Source organism: Neobacillus niacini NBRC 15566, assembly GCF_001591505.1.
In the GTDB taxonomy this organism is placed as follows: Bacteria; Bacillota; Bacilli; order Bacillales; family Cytobacillaceae; genus Neobacillus; species Neobacillus niacini.
The window spans coordinates 23,417-44,473 of record NZ_BCVA01000025.1; the positions used below are offsets into that span (position 1 = coordinate 23,417).

General features: G+C 40.4%; 18 protein-coding genes and 3 other annotated features. Of the genes, 15 read left to right on the forward strand and 3 right to left on the reverse strand.

What is annotated here, in order from left to right:
- Positions 1–9: 9 nt before the first annotated feature.
- The 15 genes from BANA01_RS17430 (at position 10) to BANA01_RS17500 (ending at position 15,271) form a co-directional block, all read left to right on the forward strand.
- Entirely contained in the window at positions 10–1,431 is a 1,422-nt protein-coding gene (locus tag BANA01_RS17430) for an FAD-binding protein (protein WP_063254127.1), read from the forward strand.
- A gap of 17 nt (positions 1,432–1,448) precedes the next feature.
- The gene (locus tag BANA01_RS17435) at positions 1,449–2,177 is read left to right on the forward strand and encodes an SDR family NAD(P)-dependent oxidoreductase (protein ID WP_063254128.1); all 729 of its coding nucleotides are present in this window, start codon (positions 1,449–1,451) and stop codon (positions 2,175–2,177) included.
- Positions 2,178–2,208: 31 nt separating this feature from the next.
- Positions 2,209–2,655, forward strand: coding sequence for a GlcG/HbpS family heme-binding protein (locus BANA01_RS17440; RefSeq protein ID WP_063254129.1), 447 nt, complete (start codon positions 2,209–2,211; stop codon positions 2,653–2,655).
- A gap of 6 nt (positions 2,656–2,661) precedes the next feature.
- Positions 2,662–4,038, forward strand: coding sequence for an FAD-dependent oxidoreductase (locus BANA01_RS17445; RefSeq protein WP_063254130.1), 1,377 nt, complete (start codon positions 2,662–2,664; stop codon positions 4,036–4,038).
- Between the two features lie 353 nt (positions 4,039–4,391).
- Positions 4,392–5,237, forward strand: a complete 846-nt coding sequence (locus tag BANA01_RS17450) for an aspartate/glutamate racemase family protein (RefSeq protein WP_063254131.1) — start codon at positions 4,392–4,394, stop codon at positions 5,235–5,237.
- A 256-nt stretch (positions 5,238–5,493) separates the two neighbouring features.
- Positions 5,494–6,327 (forward strand): electron transfer flavoprotein subunit beta/FixA family protein, encoded by an 834-nt coding sequence (locus BANA01_RS17455; protein ID WP_063254132.1) that lies wholly within the window; start codon positions 5,494–5,496, stop codon positions 6,325–6,327.
- Between the two features lie 12 nt (positions 6,328–6,339).
- On the forward strand, positions 6,340–7,320 hold the full coding sequence (locus BANA01_RS17460; protein ID WP_063254133.1) for an electron transfer flavoprotein subunit alpha/FixB family protein: 981 nt from the start codon (positions 6,340–6,342) through the stop codon (positions 7,318–7,320).
- 82 nt (positions 7,321–7,402) lie between these two features.
- A complete protein-coding gene (locus BANA01_RS17465) occupies positions 7,403–8,191 on the forward strand; it encodes an ABC transporter ATP-binding protein (RefSeq protein ID WP_063254134.1) in 789 nt (262 codons plus the stop codon).
- A gap of 132 nt (positions 8,192–8,323) precedes the next feature.
- A complete protein-coding gene (locus BANA01_RS17470; RefSeq protein ID WP_063254135.1) occupies positions 8,324–9,193 on the forward strand; it encodes a fumarylacetoacetate hydrolase family protein in 870 nt (289 codons plus the stop codon).
- A gap of 216 nt (positions 9,194–9,409) precedes the next feature.
- Positions 9,410–10,162 carry an SDR family NAD(P)-dependent oxidoreductase gene (locus BANA01_RS17475; RefSeq protein WP_063254136.1) on the forward strand — a complete coding sequence of 251 codons (753 nt, stop codon included), beginning with the start codon at positions 9,410–9,412 and terminating at the stop codon, positions 10,160–10,162.
- Positions 10,163–10,231: 69 nt separating this feature from the next.
- Positions 10,232–11,410 (forward strand): acyl-CoA dehydrogenase family protein, encoded by a 1,179-nt coding sequence (locus tag BANA01_RS17480; RefSeq protein ID WP_082799572.1) that lies wholly within the window; start codon positions 10,232–10,234, stop codon positions 11,408–11,410.
- Positions 11,411–11,507: 97 nt separating this feature from the next.
- On the forward strand, positions 11,508–12,623 hold the full coding sequence (dctP, locus tag BANA01_RS17485) for a TRAP transporter substrate-binding protein DctP (protein WP_082799573.1): 1,116 nt from the start codon (positions 11,508–11,510) through the stop codon (positions 12,621–12,623).
- A 151-nt stretch (positions 12,624–12,774) separates the two neighbouring features.
- Entirely contained in the window at positions 12,775–13,233 is a 459-nt protein-coding gene (locus tag BANA01_RS17490) for a TRAP transporter small permease (protein WP_034676677.1), read from the forward strand.
- On the forward strand, positions 13,226–14,524 hold the full coding sequence (locus BANA01_RS17495; RefSeq protein ID WP_034676678.1) for a TRAP transporter large permease: 1,299 nt from the start codon (positions 13,226–13,228) through the stop codon (positions 14,522–14,524). The genes BANA01_RS17490 and BANA01_RS17495 overlap by 8 nt, the downstream gene beginning before the upstream one ends.
- Before the next feature lie 129 nt (positions 14,525–14,653).
- Positions 14,654–15,271 carry an NUDIX hydrolase gene (locus tag BANA01_RS17500; RefSeq protein WP_034676681.1) on the forward strand — a complete coding sequence of 206 codons (618 nt, stop codon included), beginning with the start codon at positions 14,654–14,656 and terminating at the stop codon, positions 15,269–15,271.
- Positions 15,272–15,329: 58 nt separating this feature from the next.
- Here BANA01_RS17500 and BANA01_RS17505 read toward each other — a convergent pair whose 3' ends face one another.
- The 3 genes from BANA01_RS17505 to BANA01_RS17515 form a co-directional block, all read right to left on the reverse strand.
- Positions 15,330–15,713 carry a DUF1398 family protein gene (locus BANA01_RS17505; RefSeq protein ID WP_034676683.1) on the reverse strand — a complete coding sequence of 128 codons (384 nt, stop codon included), beginning with the start codon at positions 15,711–15,713 and terminating at the stop codon, positions 15,330–15,332.
- A 300-nt stretch (positions 15,714–16,013) separates the two neighbouring features.
- Positions 16,014–17,225 carry a threonine--tRNA ligase gene (thrS, locus tag BANA01_RS17510; RefSeq protein WP_052106430.1) on the reverse strand — a complete coding sequence of 404 codons (1,212 nt, stop codon included), beginning with the start codon at positions 17,223–17,225 and terminating at the stop codon, positions 16,014–16,016.
- 57 nt (positions 17,226–17,282) lie between these two features.
- Positions 17,283–17,503, reverse strand: a binding site (T-box leader).
- Between the two features lie 345 nt (positions 17,504–17,848).
- Positions 17,849–18,068, reverse strand: a binding site (T-box leader).
- A 37-nt stretch (positions 18,069–18,105) separates the two neighbouring features.
- Positions 18,106–18,319 (reverse strand) — a binding site (T-box leader).
- Positions 18,320–18,392: 73 nt separating this feature from the next.
- Positions 18,393–20,954, reverse strand: a complete 2,562-nt coding sequence (locus BANA01_RS17515) for a rhamnogalacturonan lyase (protein ID WP_034676675.1) — start codon at positions 20,952–20,954, stop codon at positions 18,393–18,395.
- Between the last annotated feature and the right edge of the window lie 103 nt (positions 20,955–21,057).

The window sequence follows — 21,057 nt, forward strand, 5'->3', positions numbered from 1 at the left end:
GTTACGAAAGTGGAGAGAGAATTGGATTATGACATTGTAGTAATTGGCTGTGGAGTGGCAGGAACAGCAGCAGCTTTGTCCGCTGCGGAAAGTGCCAAGAAGGAAGGAAGAAATTTACGAATTGCAATCTTAGAACGCACAGATTACGATCATCGGGGCGGAAATTCCAGATGGACAGCTTCTTACATGCGAATGAAGAATATTGATGAAATCGCAGACAACTTTGTAGAAGATATGATGGCATTCTCAGATGATTTCTCCGATAGGGAGTACATAGAAACTCTCGCAGAAAACGCTGGAAGTACGCTGCGCTGGGTCGAGGAAAAAGGGGTAGATTTCGATTACCTGCCAACGATGTTTTTAACTTCTTCAAAACCGCGCCTTCTCCCAGTTGGCGGCGGCCGGGCAATCATTGATACATTATCGCGCCGTGCAGGCGGACTTGGTGTCGAGATTATTTATGAAGCGACTGCTTGGAAATTACTCCTTGATGATGAAGGTGCGATAAATGGACTCATGGTTCGTGTTAAGGGTGGTAATTCTCTTCAGCTGAAAGTCGGCGCTGTTGTTCTTGCAGCTGGCGGATTCCAAGGAAATCAAGAGATGATGGCACAGTATGTTGGCAGAGATGCACATAAAATCCGCACTGTTGCCGAAGGCGGCCTTTACAACAAAGGGGAAGGTATTCGGATGGCAATGGCAATTGGCGCTAAAGGAGCCGGCCAGTTCGACGCCTTTCATGCAGAACCAGTTGACCCTAGAAGTAAGCGGGAAGAAGCAGCCGTTATGACCTATCCTTACGCAATTTTGGTTGATAAAAATGGCAACCGTTTTGTTGATGAAGGTATTTCCACAGTAGACGAGCAATATGAAGCGGTAGCCCGCAAAATATTCTACGACCTCCCTGACCATATCGCCTATATGATCAGTGATCAAAAAATGTACGACATTCCGAATTATGAACGAGCAATCGAAACAGATAAACCGGCGATTGAGGCCGATACACTTGAGGAATTAGCTGTGAAAATTGGGGTGCATGCAGATCAGTTGACTGCAACGGTAATAGCATTCAATGCAGCTGTACAGCCAGGTGAATTCCATTGGGATAAGAAGGACGGAAAGCAGGCTGTTGGAATTAATCCGGCTAAATCAAATTGGGCGATTACAATCGATAAGGCGCCATATATTGCCTACCCTATTGTCTGCTCCAATGTTTTCACGAATGGAGGCATAGCTTCTGATACAAATGGAAGGGTTTTATCGCAGGATGAAGATGTAATTCCAGGATTGTACGTAGCAGGTGAGACAGCTGGTCTTTATTATGGCAAATATCCTGGCGGAACATCTGTGCTTCGCGGCCTTGTATTTGGTAAACGTGCTGGTGAGCATGCAGCGTCTTACGTCAGCGATTTAAAAAAACTTGGGGTGTAAAGAAGGGGTGTTGACCTTTGGAATTAAAAAATAAAGTTGCATTTGTAACTGGCGGCGGCAGAGGAATTGGCAGGGAAACCTGCTTGCTTTTAGCAAAGCAGGGGGCAAAAGTAGCTGTATTTTCTCGCAGTCTAGCAGAAATTTCGGAAACGGCTGCTTATATTAGGGAGGAATTAGCTGGCGAAGCAATCGCTCTTGCTGGTGATGTACGCTCTGATGAAGATGTGAACAAAGCAATTCAGGAAACGGTAGAAAAACTCGGTAGTATTGATATTTTAATTAATAATGCTGGTGTCATGCTGCTAAAACCATTCGATGAAACGAGTGTTGAAGAGTGGGACTTTGTCCAAGAAATCAATACCCGCGGTGTGTTTTTATGTGCGAATGCAGTAGTACCGCAAATGAAAGAGAAAAGAAATGGTGTCATTATCAATGTATCATCGATTTGGGGAACAAAAGGCGGTCCGGACAGAAGTGCCTATATTACCTCTAAATGGGCAGTAATTGGGTTTACCAAAGCATTGGGTGAAGAGTTAAAACCATTTAATGTAAGGGTAAATGCCGTCTGTCCAGGCCCAGTTGACACAAAGATGATGGAAGATATTGCTCCGGATGTTAACAAAGATAATTGGCTGCAACCAATTGACATGGCAAACGTAATTGTTGACATGTGTCTGCCAAAAATGAAAGCCGTATCCGCGACAGTAATTGAAGCATTTGGGAATGGAAGACCAGTAAATTTATAAACTAATTTGTTGATAGAAAAGGGGAAAGAAAATGGAAAACATTACAACAGCAATCGAATCAAAAAATATCAGTCTAGCACTAGCAAATAAAATGCTTGAAGCAGCCTTAGCAAAGGGACAAGAGTTAGGTATCCCGTTTAGTATTGCGATTGTCGATAAACCAGGAAATTTAAAAGCATTTAATGCGATGGATGGTGCGCCAATTTTAAGCCTTGAAATCGCTCAAAATAAGGCGTTTTCTGCTGCCGCTTATAACCGGGCAACACATGAATGGTATGACAGATTAAAGGATGATCCACCGTTACTTCATGGTATTGTTCACACACCTCGATTAGTCATTTTTGGCGGAGGGTATCCAATTAAAATTAATAGTGAACTTATTGGTGGAATTGGTGTTAGCGGCGGTCATTATTCTCATGACATGCAGGTATGCGAAGCAGCCCTAGAAGTGTTAAAAGCCTTTGAATCTGAGGAGTGATAAGGAATGGGAAGCTATGATTTAATCATTCTAGGAGGCGGGCTTGCGGGCATGTGTGCCGCCGTTGAGGCTGGGGAGCAGGGGATAGATGTCCTGCTCCTGGAAAAGCAGGATGAACTCGGCGGAAGTACAGTCCTCAGCTCAGGTTATATGGCATTTGCAGGTACAGATATGCAGGAAAATGCAGGAATTATTGATTCTACAGAATCGCTGCTAGCTGATATGACGGAGGTTGGCGGCGGGGTAAATGATCCAACACTTGTTGCTGAATATGGCAAGCATCAGCTCGATACCTACCAATGGCTGGTTAACCACAATATCGAGTTTAGATCCTTGGAAGCGGTAAGTGGTCATAGTGTTCCGCGCGGTCATATTATTGATCCTCATCAGGCTATCCAGTCTCTATACAAAAGAGTGAAGCAGCTAGCTAACGTGACGGTTTATTTTAATGCTCCTGCACGGAGACTGCTAAAGAACGCTGAAGGACGAATTGATACGGTTTTATATGAAAGTGAAGGGGAAGAAAGGAAGGCAGTTGCTTCGAAAGGAGTATTAATTGCTTCTGGCGGTTTTGCCAAAAGCGAGGAGTTGCTCGGACAGTTTGCCCCTCAATTAAAGGGTGCCTTAAGAATTGGCGGTGCAGGCAATCAGGGTGACGGGATTCGAATGGCCTGGGAACATGGTGCATGGATGAAGGACCTTCCCTATTTGAATGGAACATACGGATTTCATCCAAGTGCGGCAGGGAAGTTAAAGTCACAGGGATTGGCATTTTATAAAGGAGCTATTATGGTTAATCAGCTTGGTAGGCGGTTTGTGAATGAATCTATTTCTTATAAACTATTAGGAAAAGCGGCATTCAATCAGCCTGAGCAGATTAGCTATCAAGTATGGGATCAGACCGTAATGGATAAGGGTGTGCTAGATGATCCGCTCTATGATTTTGAATTGCTAAAGAAGCGCAGACTTTTGTACAAAGCGGATACATTAGAAGAACTGGCAGACTGTATTGACGTACCTGTAGAAGTACTGGAAGACACCATTTCCAGGTACAATCAAGGCGTTCAAAATGGGGAAGACCCTGATTTTGGCAGAAAGTCATTGACCCATAACTATGGAAAACCAACAGCGATTGAAACAGCGCCTTTCTATGCATTTGAATCAACAGTTGCAATGCTTGCTACCTATGCAGGTATATCTGTAAATGCGAAGGCCCAGGTCGTGAACCCTTATGGTGAGTCTATTCCTGGATTGTATGCAGCGGGAGAAGTAACAGGTGGATTTCACGGAGCAGGATACATGACGGGAAGTTCGTTAGGGAAAGCTGCTGTTTTTGGGCGGCTGGCAGTAAAGGCTGCTGTTTCTGAGAACGCGGTAGTTTGAGTGGTTCAGGTTATATAAGGCGGATAACTATCAAAGTTTCTTTTATTAAGGCCCTGTTATTATTCATTGTTGAATTCATGTAGGTATGAAAATCCATAGGCGGAGATTTTCCGGCTAATGTATATAGAGGAACCTTAAGAGGCTGATATAAGCGGAGAAATTCCGATTAACTGTTTAAAATAAGACAAAATCAAATGATTTGGATAATTTAAACGGAAAAACTTCCTTTATTTTTAAGGAAATATGGATATTTCCAGATTTAGTTGGAATTTTTCCGTTTATTTTTCAAACGGAGTGAAAATCAACATTCAGTTATAACAGTATTAAAAATACGAAAAAAGGAGGTCATTAAGATGAAAATCTGGCATCAAAGTCTTACAACGATTGATCGGGTCCCGCATTATCGGGATGCAATCATCAAACATGTTAGCAGAATTGCCCGCCCGGATGTAGAGGTTGTTTTACATGGTATGTCGGAAGAGACATATCCTTCCCATTACCCCGGAATTTTTATTACTCATTCCTATCTGCAAAATCTCCACCGGGAACAGTTCGTGCGTGCTGCGCTTACCGCCGAAAAAGCCGGGTACGACGCCATGTTCATCGCAACAATACCTGATGTAGGGCTTTTAGAAGCACGTACGCTGGTAGATATTCCTGTAGTTGGGTACGGTCAAGCATCCTTCCACATGGCTTCCATGCTTGGGGACCGGATTGGAGTGGTGAACTTCTTAGCACCGCTTGCCGATCAGCTCCGTCAGAATGCTGATAAGTATGGTTTAGGAAATAAGCTTGGACCAATCGTTCAGACAGAAGCGGGCTTTGATGATATTATGGCTGGATTTAATGATCCTGAACCGATTATTGAATCTTTCAAAAAAGCAGCAGAGCAGGCGATTGCAGATGGAGCCGATGTCATCATTCCTGGAGAGGGCCCGATGAATGTCTTTTTAGCGACGCATGGGATTTCTAGAATTGGCGATGTACCAGTGGTCGACTCCTTTGCAGCAGGAATCAAGATGTGCGAATCACTAGTAGATTTGCGTAAAAACTCGGGTGTTTATATGACACGCAGAGGATTCTACAATGCAAAGCCACCTGCAGAGGCAGTGGAAAGACTGAGAGAAATGTACGGAATGATTCCTTCTCCTGATCCTAAAGACGATCATGGTTTGTTGGTTAAGGGAGTAGGCGTTTAGAGCTAATGGAGCCCTTCGGACGAGGAGAAGCTCGCTGAAGAAATTAAAAGAGGTCTTTGGTGCTCTTCGGAGGAAAAGTAGCTTGCTGAAGGGAATTAAAAGAGGTGTTTGGTGCCCTTTGGACGAAAAGAAGCTTGTTGAAGGGAATTAAAAGAGGTTTTTGTTGCCCTTCGGAAAGAAAAAAGCCCGCTAAAGGGAATCAAAGGAAGGCTTTGGTTCCCAGTACAGGAAAAAAGCTCACTGAAGGGAACCAAAAATGATATACCATCTTAACAATCGTGAGGTGAAAATAAATATGCACATCGTTGTCTGCCTTAAACAGGTACTAGACCCAGAAATTACACCGAAGTATTTTAAAATAGATCCCGAAACCAATCGTCCAGATAACAGTGACAGTGATTTGGTGCTCGACTCGTTCGCCGAGAATGCGCTTGAACTTGCTATACAGCTTCGTGACAAGGTTCCTGGTGCTACTGTTACCGCACTTTGCCTCGGAGACGACCAATCGGAGGAGGTACTGAAAAGGGCACTCGCCTTTACCGCGAATGCGGCGGTAAGGGTGTGGGATGAAGATTGGGAAGATTTAGACGGACAGGCTGTTGGCCATATTCTAGCACAAACCATTAAATCTTTAGGCGGTGCACAACTGGTACTTACAGGTTATCAAGCTAGTGATATCGAGGAAGGCCTCGTTGGACCTGTTATGGCTGAAGAGCTAGGAATTCCTTGCGTGACACTTGTTTCAGACCTTGAGGTGGAAGAGAATCGTGCAAAGGCTACTGTTGAGGTTGAAGGTGGATATGCGGTTGTCAGTGTTCCATCTCCTGCTGTATTTACCATCATCAGCTCTGAGTCAAACGTTCCAAGGCTTCCTAAAGTCAAGGATATTAGGCTTGCGAGGAGTAAACCTATTGTTCTATTAGAATCAGAAGATCTTAATCTTGATACTGAGCGCTGTCAACCAGGTGTTAAACTCGAGCGGGCATACGTCCTGAATAGGGAGGTTGCTTGTGATGTCTTGCCCGGTGAGGATGGGGCAGAGCTTGCTGACAAATTAGCTGAGCGGCTTTTGGCTCTCAAGATTTTATAGGAGGATTCAACTATGTCTAGAATTCTTGTTTTTGCAAATCAAGAGGGGGATGTCTTGAGTTCAGGTGCCAAGGAAGCTCTAGCCTTTGGCAGCCGCTTGGCTAGTACTACTGGAGGCGAAGTTCGTTCCATCACTCTTGGACCTTTCGCAGAGGCTGGAGCTAAAGAAGCAATTGCCAGTGGGGCAAGTATCGCATACACCATTACTAATCCTCTTTTAGCTGAATATGATATTGAACTGTTTGTTAATAGCATTCATACTGTTTTCGAGCAGTCTGGGGCCGAGATACTTATCCTGTCCTTTGACAAGATTGGGAAGGATTTAGTTGGCAGACTAGCTGCACGAAATGGTGCCTCTGCTATTACGGAAGTAGTTGATTATACTGCCAACAGTGATAAAATAAGCTGGATTCGGCCAATTTACGGAGATAAGGCGTTTGGTGAGTACACCACTACTCGTGAGAAGGTAGTAGTGGGTATTCGTAAAAAGAGCCAGGATGTGAATGTGCCGGATGAGACAAATAAAGGTGAAATCATTGAAGTCGATTATGCCCCTTCAGAAGAGATGATCGTCAGCAAACTGGTTGTGAAAATTCAAGCTGCCTTATCGGATATTCGTTTGGAGGACGCTCGAATCATCATCGCAGGCGGCCGAGGGCTTGGTGGATCAGAAGGCTTTACGGATCTTCAAGTGCTGGCAAATGTACTTGGAGGTACTGTCGGTGCTTCACGTGCGGCATGTGATGCCGGATGGGTTCCTTCAAACCTTCAGGTAGGTCAGACGGGTGCAGTCGTAGCTCCTGATTTATATATTGCAGTTGGAATATCTGGTGCCAGTCAGCACTTGGCTGGAATTACAAATGCCAAGAGTGTGGTGGCAATTAACACAGATCCAGAAGCTCCTATCTTTAAACGAGCAAATATCGGTGTGATTGCAGATTATAAAACTGTCATTCAAGCACTAACAGAAAAACTAAAAAAGGTACTTGTTTAGGAATTTTCCGCATGAAATAATAAAGACATCCTCAATTGAAATAGGTTGAGGATGTTCTTTTTTAAAGGTGGGATAAAAGAATATGGTGGTAAAGCTAGAAGATGTCTACCTATACCGAGAAGGCAATATGATTTTAGGTAATGTTAATTGGCAAATTGATACGGGTGAACATTGGGTACTATTTGGATTAAATGGATCAGGCAAAACGGCGATTCTAAATCTGTTAAATGCCTTCTACTTTCCAACTAAAGGGAATGTTACCGTTCTTGGAATGGAATTTGGAAGAACCTACCTCGGTGAAAAATTACGAAAACAAATCGGTTTTGTTTCTGCTTCGCTGCAAGAAAAATTTTATCCTAGTGATACTGCTTTGGAAGTCGTGTTAAGTGGTGCATTTGCATCTATCGGTCTTTATGAAACACCAACAGAAGAAATGAGGATAAAGGCAGCAAATTTGATGGAACAGCTTGGAACAACCAACTATGCAAACCGAAGATATGAAACGCTTTCCCAAGGGGAAAAACAACGGATTCTCATTGCCCGTGCGTTAATGGCTGAACCTAAGCTACTGATCTTAGATGAACCAACAAACGGATTGGATTTTGTTGCCCGAGAGTTGTTATTAGAATCCATTGAAAAAATTGCTAAAGAACCGCTGGCTCCAACGATTATTTACGTGACACATCATGTTGAAGAAATAGTACCTGTTTTCAATAAAACTTTACTACTAAAAGAGGGACAGGTATTTGCTGCGGGCAAGACAAGTGAAATGATTTCAAATGATCAGCTTACCCAATTTTTTGATCTTCCGGTTCAGGTTAATTGGGAAAACCATCGGCCGTTTGTAACAAGATTACAAATGCAGGTTTAGCATAAACGAAGTTTTCTGAAAAAAATTATTGGAAAATTTTAAAAAAACAGATAGTGTTTATTCTAGTAAGACAGTGAAAAAGTTTCTAGTATTATATGCAAGTCTAATAAGGTAAATAGGATGGTGGATGAGATGAAGGTACTTTCTTACTATGAGAATCAACATGTAAAACTAGGTATTAAAACAGATAATGGAATAATTGATGTCCAAGCTGTTTCTGAGAAAACAGGAATTGCTGCACCAAATACAGTTTTAGAAGTTATTGAAGGTGGAGATGAAGCATTACAAGCGTTAACGACCATCATAACAAATTCTGATGAGAAATTGGATGAAGAAAATATTCAATACGCCCCGGCAATTCCGAATGCGGAAAAGGTGATATGTGTTGGTGCTAATTACCGTAAACATGCTATAGAATCTGGTCTTGCTATCCCAGAAGAACCTATTTATTTTGCTAAATATGCCAATAGTCTTTCTGGACATCGTGAGGAAATTTCGGTACCCCAAATGGCTGTAGAAGTGGATTACGAAGTAGAATTAGTAGCGGTAATTGGAAAACCAGCAAAAAATGTTTCGGTTGAAGCAGCTTTAGATTATGTGTTTGGATATGCGGTTGGCAACGATCTCTCCGTAAGGGAACTTCAATTCCGAAGTAATCAATGGCTCTATGGAAAAGCGATTGACGGTTTTGCGCCGCTTGGACCCTATATCGTAACGGCCGATGAGGTTCCTAATCCACAAAACCTGAACTTAAAGTGCTGGGTCAATGGGGAATTACGCCAAGATTCAAACACGGAGGATATGATTTTCTCTACTGCAAAGATTATAAGTGATTTGTCGCAAATTATGACGCTGCAGCCAGGTGACGTCATTTATACAGGTACACCAGAGGGAGTTATTATGGGAATGGAAGAAAAAAACTGGTTAAAGTCTGGTGATGAGATTGTGTGTGAAATAGAGGGTCTTGGAAGTCTAGTGAATAGATTGAGAAAAGAAGACTAAGATAGATAAATTTATTTAGTAGTAGGAAATAGACGACTCAAAATCGATTTATAGATTTTTGAGTCGTTTTTTATTTACTAATTTTTCCATTAGGTATTTTTTAGTAATAAATTATTGAAAATAAATGAAAAAACAAATGGTTTTTACTCTAGAAAGACTATATAGAATATTCTAAAATTTCAGTTAGAATAACTAGAAAGAATTTAGGTGAAACGGGTGGATCGAGTAAACCAAAAATTAAAAAATAAGGTTGCAATTATAACCGGAAGTACATCTGGAATTGGAGAACAAACGGCAAAATTATTTGCTAGAGAAGGGGCAAAAGTAGTCATTGTTGGAAGAAGACAAGAACGAGGAGAAAGTGTTGTAAATGAAATCCGTCAAAATGGCGGGGAAGCTATCTTTGTAAAAACCGATGTAACGAATGAAATGGACCTCACCAATATGGTGAATAAAACCATAGAAACTTTTCAAAAAGTGGATGTTCTTGTCAATAATGCAGGAAATCTCATTCAAAAACCATTCTCAGAATTAACATCGGAAGATTGGGATCACTATGTCCGCTTAAATTCATACTCTTATTTTCGAGCAATGCAGCTTGTCCTGCCACACATGGTATCTCAAGAATCAGGCAGTATCGTAAACATTACTTCGGCAGCAGCAATTAATGTTAGAAAAACACATGCACTCTATAGTTTTACGAAAGCTGGAATTACACATATGTCAAAAATTATAGCAGCAGAATACGCAGATAAAGGGATTAGAGTGAATTGTTTATTACCGGGGGTTGTTTATACTGAAATGATTGCCGATAACCCGAGAACACCTGTGGTGGCTAAAGGGATTCCTTTAGGAAGAATGTCAACACCTGAAGAGCAGGCAAGATCTGTTTTGTACTTAGCATCAGAGGATTCTTCATTCATGACAGGGTCATCCATTGTTACCGATGGCGGAGTAACTGGAATTTAAAACTCGTCAAATATGATGTGCTGCTAAATGAATCATCCTATTATTCTTTAAAAAATGAGGAGGGAAGACGTGGTAAGCCAGACAAATGAGAGGACACTAACTGAATTTCAACAATTGTTAATAGATGCAGAGCGAGTAGGTAAGCTTGCTGAGTCTGAAGTGGCAGAGATGGAGAAAAACCAAACCATTTCAGAGAATGTGATAAAAGCTTTAAAAGCTACACAAATACCTAAACTATTACTTCCAAAAAAATATGGCGGTCCCCAGGTAAACTATAGAGAATATTCAGCAATCATTAGAAAAGTATCAAAATACAATATGTCTGCCGGTTGGCTGACATTCTTATACACCACCCACAATATTTGGGCAGCATATTTACCTGAACAAGGCCGGGAAGAAGTCATTAATCAAGGCGGGTTGCTGGCAGATATTTTTTCACCGATTGGAAACGCAGTGGCAGAGGGAGATGGCTTTCGTTTATCAGGTACTTATAATTTTGTAAGCGGTGTCTTGCACAGTGATTGGGTAGCGGTGGGGGCGTTTATGGAGGTGTCAGAGAGCGGGCAAAAAGAACATGTCGCTTTTAATCTGCCAACGAAAGATGTTCAAATCATTCAGAATTGGGATACGTTAGGTCTTAGAGGCACAGGGAGTAACCAAGTCGTAGTAGATAATCTCTATGTTCCGAAAGAGCAGTTTTTACGCTTAAGTGAGATTGATAGGGTTGGGCGCCCGCTTGATGGGACAGGTTATGATGAAGAGTATTTCTTTTTTAATAAACCATTCTTTGTGCCATTCATCGCAGGGTTTAGTATGGTTGCACTTGGCGGAGCAGAACGCCTTTTACAAGAATTTAAAGAACGTACAGAAAACCGCACGAGATTACGTGGAGTAAGTGCCAAAGAATCCCGACATCAAGGTGTATTAGCTGAATTAAATATTCGCTATTTTGAAGCAGAAGGTTTATTGTCCCGTATTATTGAAATGCTAGAAAATTACAATCCAAATGATGGAGATCAACGGGCTGAATTCGCTGCAATTCGAGCGAGAATTATTCATAATTGTACCGAGATTGCCCAAAGAGTTTTGCTGGTACTTGGCGGTTTTGCGTTATATAAGGGACACCCAGTTGAATTATTCTTTAGAGATATGCATGCTGTAAGTGCTCATCGATCAAATTTATATGAGGATTCGATTGAGGCATACGGTAAGTCAATATTCGGTTTTGAACATAATGTGGTAGGTTAATAGTCCGTGAAGCTAGCTGAACACAGTGAATAAAAATCTAATTTGTAAGGGTTTACAAAAGAAGAAAGCAGTTTTTCTAATTTAGAGGAGGATTCGAATGATGAAGCCAATAGAAAAAAAGTGGAAGTTGTTTTTATTCACTTTTGTAAGTTTACTTGTTTTAACACTTGCTGCCTGTGGGAGTTCGGATAAGAGTTCAACTGAATCAGGTAAGTCAGATGGAAAAGCGTCAGATGATGATGTGATTGAGTTAGTTGTGAATAGTTGGTTTTCTAGCGATGCCGATGTTCCGAACAATGTTTGGAAACCCTGGGAAAAATATGTGGAGGAAAAAACAGAGGGAAGAGTGAAGGTAACCGTTCATTATAATGGTGCTCTCGCAGCGTCTAATGAAGTATTAGAGGGTGTAAAAAGTGGACTGTTTGATGTTGGTGATACGATAGCACTTTACTATGAAGATTCACAGTTATTCCCATTAACAATTGGAGAGTTACCTTTTGCTGCTGGTGGTGATCCAGATAAAGCAGCAGAAATTATGAAAGAATTCTCTGCAGAATATTTAGATGAAATTTGGGATGGGGTTGTTAAGGTAGGTGTCGGTTCCCCGCCGCCAAACTATGCTTTCTCTACAAAGCCAATTGACAATTTGAATTATATGAAGGGTAAAACTGCCCGTGCATCTACAGAACTAGAAGCCTTATTGGTTGAAAGTATGGGTGGAGCACCTACACAAGTGAGTTTTGAAGAACTTTATAATTCATTGGATAAAGGAATGATTGAAACATTTTTCACTACTAAAGATGTATTTGCAGCCATGCAATTAGCAGATGTTGCTCCTAACTATTTGGATCAGCCTGTAAAAATTGCGGTTGGAACAGCCTTAATGAATGAAGATTTCTTTAATTCATTGCCAAAAGATTTACAAACTCTCTTTGCAGAAGATATTAATCCAAAATGGGAAGAGTTATATAAAGAGAATGCTAGAAAAGTAATGGAACGTAATGACGAAGTGGCTAAAATGGCAAAAGAATCTGGCGGAACTGTGACCAAATTCTCTGAAAAGGAATTACTAGAGTTACAGCAATATGCCGTTCCAGTTTGGGAACAGTGGGTAAAGAACGCGAATGAAAAAGGTTACCCTGGCGATGAAATGCTTAAACGCTATATTGAAATTTCTAAAAAACACGGAGTGGAATTAGAATTCCTTAAATAATTAGAAGCAAGTAACGAAGGTGTATGCCAAGTAATCCATACACCTTCGTTTAATAATTTTCCCTTTTCCTTACTTTACTATACTGATAGATTAAAAAATATAACTTGAGGGTGATTTAGTGAAACTATTCTCTAAGAGCGTGTTCTATATCATGAATATATTGAAAATCATCGGCATGATTTGTTTGGCCTTAGTAATGCTTATTATATCAGTGGGTGTCATCTCACGCTTATTGGGAAGACCGTTGTTAGGGGTTATTGAACTAGCGGAAATTATCCACTTTGTTGTTATTTTATTTGCCTTTGGCTACACACAGGCAGAAAAGGAACATATCTCCATAGGATTATTGGTTGATCGTTTTTCACCAAAGGTACAATTACTATTTGATAATATCGCACATATACTAACGGTTTGTGTTTGCATGGTAATCAGTTATATCTTCTTTTTAATTTCAATGGAAGAAACAAAAACGAGTTTATTATTAGATTTTCCTTTTATGGTTTTAAAAATCATTGTAACCATTGGCTTTTTTGTATGGGGACTAGTTGCGCTTAGTCAAATTAGCTTTAAAACTCCACCGTCGGAGAAAGAAGTGTCACCAGATGTCTAATGAAATGATAGGAATCATATTCATAGTTATTATGTTTCTTTTACTAGCAATAAGAGTTCCAGTTGCGATTGCAATGGCGGTTCCAGGGATAGTTGGAATTTTGTATATGAGGGACTGGGTCGTTTTAGTAAATGTTATCGATTTAACGATCATGAAAAACTCACTAAGTTATACGATGACAACGATTGCCATGTTTGTCCTGATGGGTGAATTAATGAATTCCTCGGGGATCAGCAATAGTTTGTATGACACCTTTAAAGTATGGTTTGGTAAACTTCGCGGCGGAATGGCATTGGCAACCGTTACTGCAGGAGCAATGTTCGCAGCATCCTCTGGGTCAAGCATTGCTACAACCGCTTCTTTAGGAACCATTGCCTCAAAAGAGATGATAAAAAGTAATTATAGTAAGGCATTAACAAGTGGTTCCATAATCGCAGGTGGATCATTAGGGATTTTGATTCCACCAAGTACCTTTATGGTTATGTATGGTGTGTTAGCACAGCAGCATATTGGGAAACTCTTAATAGCCGGCTTAATGCCAGGATTATTATTAACACTTCTTTATATTATAACCGTAGTAATCTATGTAAAAATACACCCTAATGCGGCGGAAAAAGGCGAGGGAAGTACTTGGTCTAAACGATTTAAAAGTCTATCCAGTATCTTGCCTATCGTTATTCTGTTCACCTTCGTGATTGGGGGGCTTTTCGTTGGATTATTTGGACCAACAGAAGCTGCAAGTATGGGAGCCTTAGGCGCGGCCGTTATTGCGCTTATGAAGAGAAAGCTGACATTTAAAGTTATTTTCGAGGTATTAGAGAAAACGATAAAAACAGTCGGTACCTTATTTGGGATCTTATTAGCAGCACTCATCTTAAATAGTTTCATTGTACAGTCCGGTTTACCAACGTACCTAAATGATTTTTTAACAGGTTTGACACTAGCACCTGTTTATATCTTTATTATTATTGTATTGATGTATATTATTTTAGGGGCATTTATGGATGCAATGGCCGCTATGCTTGTTACGTTCCCGATTGTTTTGCCATTAATAGAAACATTGGGGTACGATCTTATTTGGTTTGGAGTAGTGATGTGTATATTAATGGAGTTGGCATTGATATCACCGCCAATTGGGATGAGCATATTTGTCTTAAATGGTGTAGCACCAGATTTAGGTTTGGGGCAAATTTATAAAGGGGCATTAGCTTTTTCTATCCCTATTCTTGTGTTAATTGTATTAATCTATATTTTCCCTGAAATTGTCTTGCTCTTACCAGGTCATTTATAGCGGGGCAGTATGGAGAAGGTTGGAAACTAAATAAGAAAGAGAATGATTGACTTGTGAATCACACAGGTCATTTTTTTTGTTATAGTTGGTTTATAAAACACTGAGCCGGAAAGGCAGGGGGTAGAGTAGATGGAAACGGAACAATTAAAAATTTTTGACGAAAACAGAAATCCCATAGGCATTGCTTCTCGCGAAGAGGTACATAGACTTGGTTATTGGCACGAAACGTTTCATTGTTGGTTTATTAGCAAAGATCAGGAAAAGGATTATCTTTATTTACAACTTCGCAGTAAAATCAAAAAGGACTACCCAAATCTTTTGGATATAACAGCGGCTGGGCATTTATTGGCAAGCGAATCGGTTGAGGATGGTGTAAGGGAAATTAAGGAAGAGGTTGGGATTGATATCACCCCTCAGGAATTAATCCCCTTAGGCATCATCGACTATTCTGTATTAGACGGAGATTTTATAGATAAAGAATTCGCACATACTTTTTTGTATAAAAGTGAAAAAAACTTTGAAGATTTTATCCTTCAAGATGAAGTGGCAGGTATTGTAAAAGTTGAATTTAATGAGTTTGTTGAACTTTGGCTCGATGAAAGACCATTCATTACAATAACAGGATTTGAAGTAACTGAAAACGGAAATAAAATTTATTTTGAAGAGCAAGTCGGAAAGGAAAAATTTGTACCCCATCAAAATAAATTTTACAGAACCGTTCTTGAGAAAATGAGAGCCCATATTTAATTCTCTTTACAGGGGCGTTAATCTAAAAGGATTAACGCTTTTTGTGAGCTTTTCGCATCTATAGTTGCAGCGGTTCTACAATTTGTTCGCCTTTGATACCAGCGTAAGTAGCCTTTTTTTCAATAATATCCACGTTATAGGTTGTAACTCCTGCAGCAGCCAGCTCTCTAAGAAAGTCTAAAAAGGGAAGTGTAATGTTGGCGATGGCTTGTTTTGCCTGGTCTCTATTAAAATCATTCGAAATGACGAATTCCACTTGAGGGTCTGTTTTAACTTCTGAGTGCTCGCCCTTGTATGCAGCCTGACCCGTAGCAACATTGATATCGTATCGAACGACCCCAATTTGAGATAATTCCTCCAAAAATTCAACGAAGCTTGTTTTTCCTGTACTTCTTCTTTCAATAATCTTATGTAACTCATTTTTCGTTAGATTATCATTCATGATCGTTCCTCCCTCTGGGGTTTCTGCATATTTTTACCCAAAAGCAGGCTCTTATGCTTATGTGAGTAAATCCAAAAGGACATGAGGATGGAAAATATAATAGATGGAGAATCGTACCCGTGTGGTGAAATTTTAAGTAAAAAGAGTAACGATACTCGGAGTATCATGCCCATGTGGGGGAGTTTTAAGAGAATAGGGTAACGATACTGGGAGAATCATGCCCGCACGGTGAAAATTTAAGGGAAAAAGGTAATAAAAATGGCCCAAAAGAATTAGAATTCTTTTGGGCTGAAGGATATTTTACCTAATAAGGTTCATTTCTTCCATGAACAGTTCAATAATTGCTTCAACGCTCATCACGCCAACGTTTCCTGCTTTTTTCTTTCTTACCGCTAAGCAATGGTTCTCGACCTCTTTATCGCCAATTACAAACATATACGGAATCTTTTGTTTTTCAGCCTCTCTAATTTTCAATCCCATCTTCTCATTTCTGTAATCGGCTTCCACTCGGATCCCTGCTGATTCCAGTTGGGACTTCACTTGTTCTGCAAAAACAGAATGTGAATCAGCAATAGGGATTACTTTTGCCTGAACCGGTGACAGCCAAAGTGGAAAGTCGCCGCCATAATGTTCAATTAAGATGGCCATAAAACGCTCCACTGAACCATATATGGCTCGATGAATCATAACCGGTTGATGAAGGTTATTATCTTCACCAACATATGAACAATTAAACTTTTCCGGCATTAAAAAATCCAATTGAACTGTACCGCATTGCCAGCTTCTCCCGAGTGAATCGAGAATGTGAAAATCAATTTTTGGACCATAAAATGCGCCATCACCAGGATTTAACTGGTAGTTAATACCTTTCTTTTTTAAAACTGATTCCAACGCTGCTTCTGCTTGATCCCAAATTACTTCGGCTCCCATGTATTCATCTGGTCGAGTAGAAAGTTCTACCTTATAGTCAAAACCAAAATGGGAGTAAAACTCATCCACTAAATCAAGGACTTTATCAATTTCAGGCTCAATCTGGTCAACTGTGACAAATAAATGCGCGTCATCTTGAGTAAAGGAACGAACCCGTAAAAGTCCATTTAAAGAACCTGATAGTTCATGCCTGTGCACTAATCCTAGCTCAGCAAAACGAATCGGCAATTCTCGATAGCTTCGCCGTTTGCTGTTGAAAATTAAGATTGCCCCAGGACAACTCATGGGCTTAATCGCATAATTTTGGTTATCGACATTACTGAAGTACATATTTTCGTGGTAATGATCCCAGTGGCCCGATTGTTCCCAAAGTTCCTGTTTCATCATAATAGGTGTTTTAATTTCCTGATAACCAGCCTTTTTGTGTTTTTTCCTCCATAGATTTTCAAGTTCATTCCGGACTACCATTCCGTTTGGTAAGAAAAATGGCATCCCTGGCGCCTCTTCCATGGAAGTGAATAATTCTAACTCCTGACCTAACTTCCTATGGTTTCTTAGCTCTGCTTCTGATTGAATAGACATGTGAATTCCTCCTAAAGTTTAAGTTATATAAAAAAAAAGACCACACTCTTCCCAGCAAATAGGGACGAGTGTGGTCGTGGTACCACCCTAATTCCGTAAAGTATTAGCCACCTTACGCTCAAAAAGATAACGGATTATCCGATTATAGATACTTAGATTTCCCTATAATAGCTCCAAGGTGGTAAATCATTCACTTTTCTTCAGGGCTTTCAGCCGGTGACCCTGTTCTCTGGTAAAGAAAATGTACGAATGATTCATGTCCTTTTCAACGCTGGATTGTATAATTTTTTAGATTAATAATGCTTTGTTTAATTTCATTGTTGATTTAGTAGTACACTGGTGTAATTGGTCAATGAAGGACAAATCGGAAGGGTTCCCAATGGGATTTGTCTTTCATAAGTATGATGATAGACAAATCATTAGATTCCTTAAAGAGATTTGTCCTTCATAAGCCCGATGAAAGACAAATCATAAGATTCTTTAAGGAGATTAGTCCTTCATAAGCCCGATGAAAGACAAATCATAAGATTCCTTAATAAGATTAGTCCTTCATAATGTATTTTCGTGTGAAATCCACCACCTGTTTTTAACAAAGTAATAAAAAAGACCACACTCTTCCCAGCAATAGGGACGAGTGTGGTCGTGGTACCACCCTAATTCCGTAAAGTATAGACTACCTTACGCTCAAAAAGATAACGGATTACCCGATTATAGGTACTATGATTCCCCATAATAGCTCCAAGGTGGTAAATCATTCACTTTTCTACAGGGCTTTCAGCCGGTGACCCTGCTCTCTGGTAAAGAAAAAGTACGAATGATTCATGTCCTCTTCAACGCTGGACTATTAATTTTAAATAAAAAAGACCACACTCTTCCCAAAAGTAGGGACGAGTGTGGTCGTGGTGCCACCCTAATTCCGTAAGTAAACTTACGCTCAAAAAGATAACGGATTTACCGATTATAGATACTGTGATTCCCCATAATAGCTCCAAGGTGGTAAATCAATTCGTTTTTCTTCAGGGCTTTCAGCCGGTGACCCTGTTCTCTGGAAAAGAAAGTTTACGAATGATTCATGTCCTTTTCATTGCCTGAATTTGTAAATGAATATTGATGAAATTTTAATATGATTTTTTCAAGTGGTCAATAGGAAAATGCCTATTTTTGTAATTAATTATCTATTCTTTCCCACATACCCATTAATAATTCAGCTTTATGTGATAAGTTTAGTCTAGCATGATCAGAAATGTTAGCTGTGTTTCGGCTATGATTAAGTTCAGATTGGTATTGCTCAATAAATTTCAATGCCTGAACTACAGAACCTTTTTCCAAGTGGTGTTCTGCTTGTCTAAGTGAATTTTCTAGTTTGGCAACTAGCGGTCCAGTCAATTCTCCGTTGGCTTGATATTCAGACATCGCTCCCGCTAATACTGACAACACACCAGGTGTTGAAAAGTTTGGAACAGGGACATTTGCCCAGTTTGTATCTGAGCCAAAGTAGAAGCTTGTATACGATGGCTGATTATAAGTGGTACTTTGTCTTGCTACTTCCGCACGATATTGAACATCATGCATAAGCGTATACAATTTATGGTTTGTCACCTCAGTACTCGTATAAATACGAATGGCTGAACTATCAGCGGTTCTTACTAACAGTTCTTCTCTCCAGTCTCCGAAAATATCTGCCACTAAACTTGGGTTACCCTTTGTTCCGTTATTCGTTCTAGTATCCGTAGAAGTTAGGACTCTGCTTTTTTGCCAATCGTCAATCGTAGGCGTATTATTGCCCGATCCATTCACAATTTGTGTGGTCATGTCGGCAGCCCATTTAATATTCATATTCGTCCCAGGAGCATTCGCAGAAATCCGTTTTCCATCTGCAGTCCATAATCCAACTGCCCAAGTTTCTAAACCAGGTTTCGCGGGATCCACGTCACCAACCATTCCGCGGCCAGTATCCTTGCCGGTATAGCCCCCATAAATGATTTCTCCGGTTTTTGCATCTCGTAATGAATAACCATACGGTGCCCATGCTCCGCCTTCGTGAACCATAAAGATTTCCAGTCCCGGCCTGTTCGGATCAATATCCGTTACATGCATGGCATCGCCATGCCCAAGTCTTGCTGTGGTACCAGGTGCTGCACTTTCTGCAGGCATAGTACCCATTGAACTGTATAACAAGGAGCCATCATCATCAATGGTGGCACTGCCGTATACAATTTCTTGTTTGCCGTCGCCATCCACATCTGCAGCACTCAGGGAGTGTGCACCTTGTGTGGTAAGAGTGCCATATTCCGGATCAGTTCCGTCTCTGCCATGCGGGCCATCATTAAATGGATTGGTCATGGGTGTCCAACCGCTGTCAATTGCCCAATTTTCCTTAAGGTTTTCCCCATCCCAGCTATATGTAACGAGATTGGATCTAGTGTAATATCCACGTGCAAATACCGCATATGGTTTATCACCATCAAGGTAAGCGACATTTGCTAGGAAACGGTCGACACGGTTGCCTGGTTCAATTCTAGCCATCGCATAGTCACCCCACATGAGACCATCATCATGTCGAGCCGGTTTATAATCAATCGTATCCATTTCTTCGCCTGTTGCCCCATTAAATACCGTTAAATACTCTGGGCCTTCTAAAATAAATCCTTCGAAAGCCCGTAAATTATTTCGGGCACTTCGAGAAGGTGCATAGACATCCATGAAATAGTTTGTTAGTTTCTCAGCATCTTCTTTTGATAATGGATAGCTATATTGTTTATCCATACCAAATGCCTCTTCTAGTGTGCTTGGCCAATTTCCATTTACTACTTCTTCATGCTGATGCCAGCCCATAAACATGTTAACGACATGATTATAATAATCTTCGCTGCTCATCCGGTAGTCATCTTCATTACTATATCCAGCAACGATGTCCTTTTGCGGAAGGGTAATAAATTCTTCCGATACAACATTTCCATTCTTATCAAACTTCATAACCTTAGTCCCAGGAGCCGTTTTGAACATAATTTCGGATTTGCCGTCACCATCAAAATCATAAACTAAGAACTGTGTATAGTGTGCGCCAGAGCGAATATTTACGCCTAAATCTATCCTATATAATAGAGTTCCATCAGATTTATAACAATCAATATAAGTGTTGCCAGTGTATCCTACTTGGGAAACGTCTTTGGAATTGGAAGGATCCCACTTAACAAAATACTCATATTGCCCGTCTCCATCAACATCTCCAACACTCATATCATTGGCTGAATAGGTATAGCTTTCACCAGCAGGAGTTACTCCATCTGCTGGCTTTTGCAGCTGTAAATCAACATAGCCTTGCTTCCAAGGTGAGATGGAAGCACTTTGATCAAGCTCCTTTCCGTTTAAAACAGAGCGAACATAATAGTGTGAATCCGATTTACCATCCGGATCAACAAAGTTAGTGCTGTCTTCTACCGTGCTAATCAATTTACCATCTCGGTAGACATTGAAGTTTACGCCAGTTAATCCAGTTTCAGAGTAACCTGTCAATTCATTTGCTAATAATCTCCAGCTTAGGAAGACACCTTGTGATGTTGGTGCCGCAACTAAGCCTCTGTCAAGGTACTCTAATTGAATGCCTGGGAGATTACTAGTGACTTTGATTTTCTGAGTTTCGCCAGCAGATACACCTGATACACCTGTTAAGAGCAGGGGAAAAACGAGTGCGGTAGAAAGGACTTTTTTCGTAAATTTTTTCTTCAAATGTGGTTTCCTCCTTATTTTTGTTTGACTATGAACACGCTTACAATGAAATTGTATTTTAAATATTCTGAACGATAAATTTAATAATCAGTTCTTTTTAATA

What these genes read in the sequence shown, in the direction of transcription:
- thrS (WP_052106430.1), bottom strand. Translation starts at nt 17,225, where the DNA reads ATGTCTATTCAATCAGAAGCAGAGCTAAGAAACCATAGGAAGTTAGGT.
- BANA01_RS17440 (WP_063254129.1), top strand. Translation starts at nt 2,209, where the DNA reads ATGGAAAACATTACAACAGCAATCGAATCAAAAAATATCAGTCTAGCA.
- BANA01_RS17450 (WP_063254131.1), top strand. Translation starts at nt 4,392, where the DNA reads ATGAAAATCTGGCATCAAAGTCTTACAACGATTGATCGGGTCCCGCAT.
- BANA01_RS17495 (WP_034676678.1), top strand. Translation starts at nt 13,226, where the DNA reads ATGTCTAATGAAATGATAGGAATCATATTCATAGTTATTATGTTTCTT.
- BANA01_RS17500 (WP_034676681.1), top strand. Translation starts at nt 14,654, where the DNA reads ATGGAAACGGAACAATTAAAAATTTTTGACGAAAACAGAAATCCCATA.
- BANA01_RS17465 (WP_063254134.1), top strand. Translation starts at nt 7,403, where the DNA reads ATGGTGGTAAAGCTAGAAGATGTCTACCTATACCGAGAAGGCAATATG.
- BANA01_RS17445 (WP_063254130.1), top strand. Translation starts at nt 2,662, where the DNA reads ATGGGAAGCTATGATTTAATCATTCTAGGAGGCGGGCTTGCGGGCATG.
- BANA01_RS17455 (WP_063254132.1), top strand. Translation starts at nt 5,494, where the DNA reads ATGATATACCATCTTAACAATCGTGAGGTGAAAATAAATATGCACATC.
- BANA01_RS17505 (WP_034676683.1), bottom strand. Translation starts at nt 15,713, where the DNA reads ATGAATGATAATCTAACGAAAAATGAGTTACATAAGATTATTGAAAGA.
- BANA01_RS17460 (WP_063254133.1), top strand. Translation starts at nt 6,340, where the DNA reads ATGTCTAGAATTCTTGTTTTTGCAAATCAAGAGGGGGATGTCTTGAGT.
- BANA01_RS17470 (WP_063254135.1), top strand. Translation starts at nt 8,324, where the DNA reads ATGAAGGTACTTTCTTACTATGAGAATCAACATGTAAAACTAGGTATT.
- dctP (WP_082799573.1), top strand. Translation starts at nt 11,508, where the DNA reads ATGATGAAGCCAATAGAAAAAAAGTGGAAGTTGTTTTTATTCACTTTT.
- BANA01_RS17490 (WP_034676677.1), top strand. Translation starts at nt 12,775, where the DNA reads ATGAATATATTGAAAATCATCGGCATGATTTGTTTGGCCTTAGTAATG.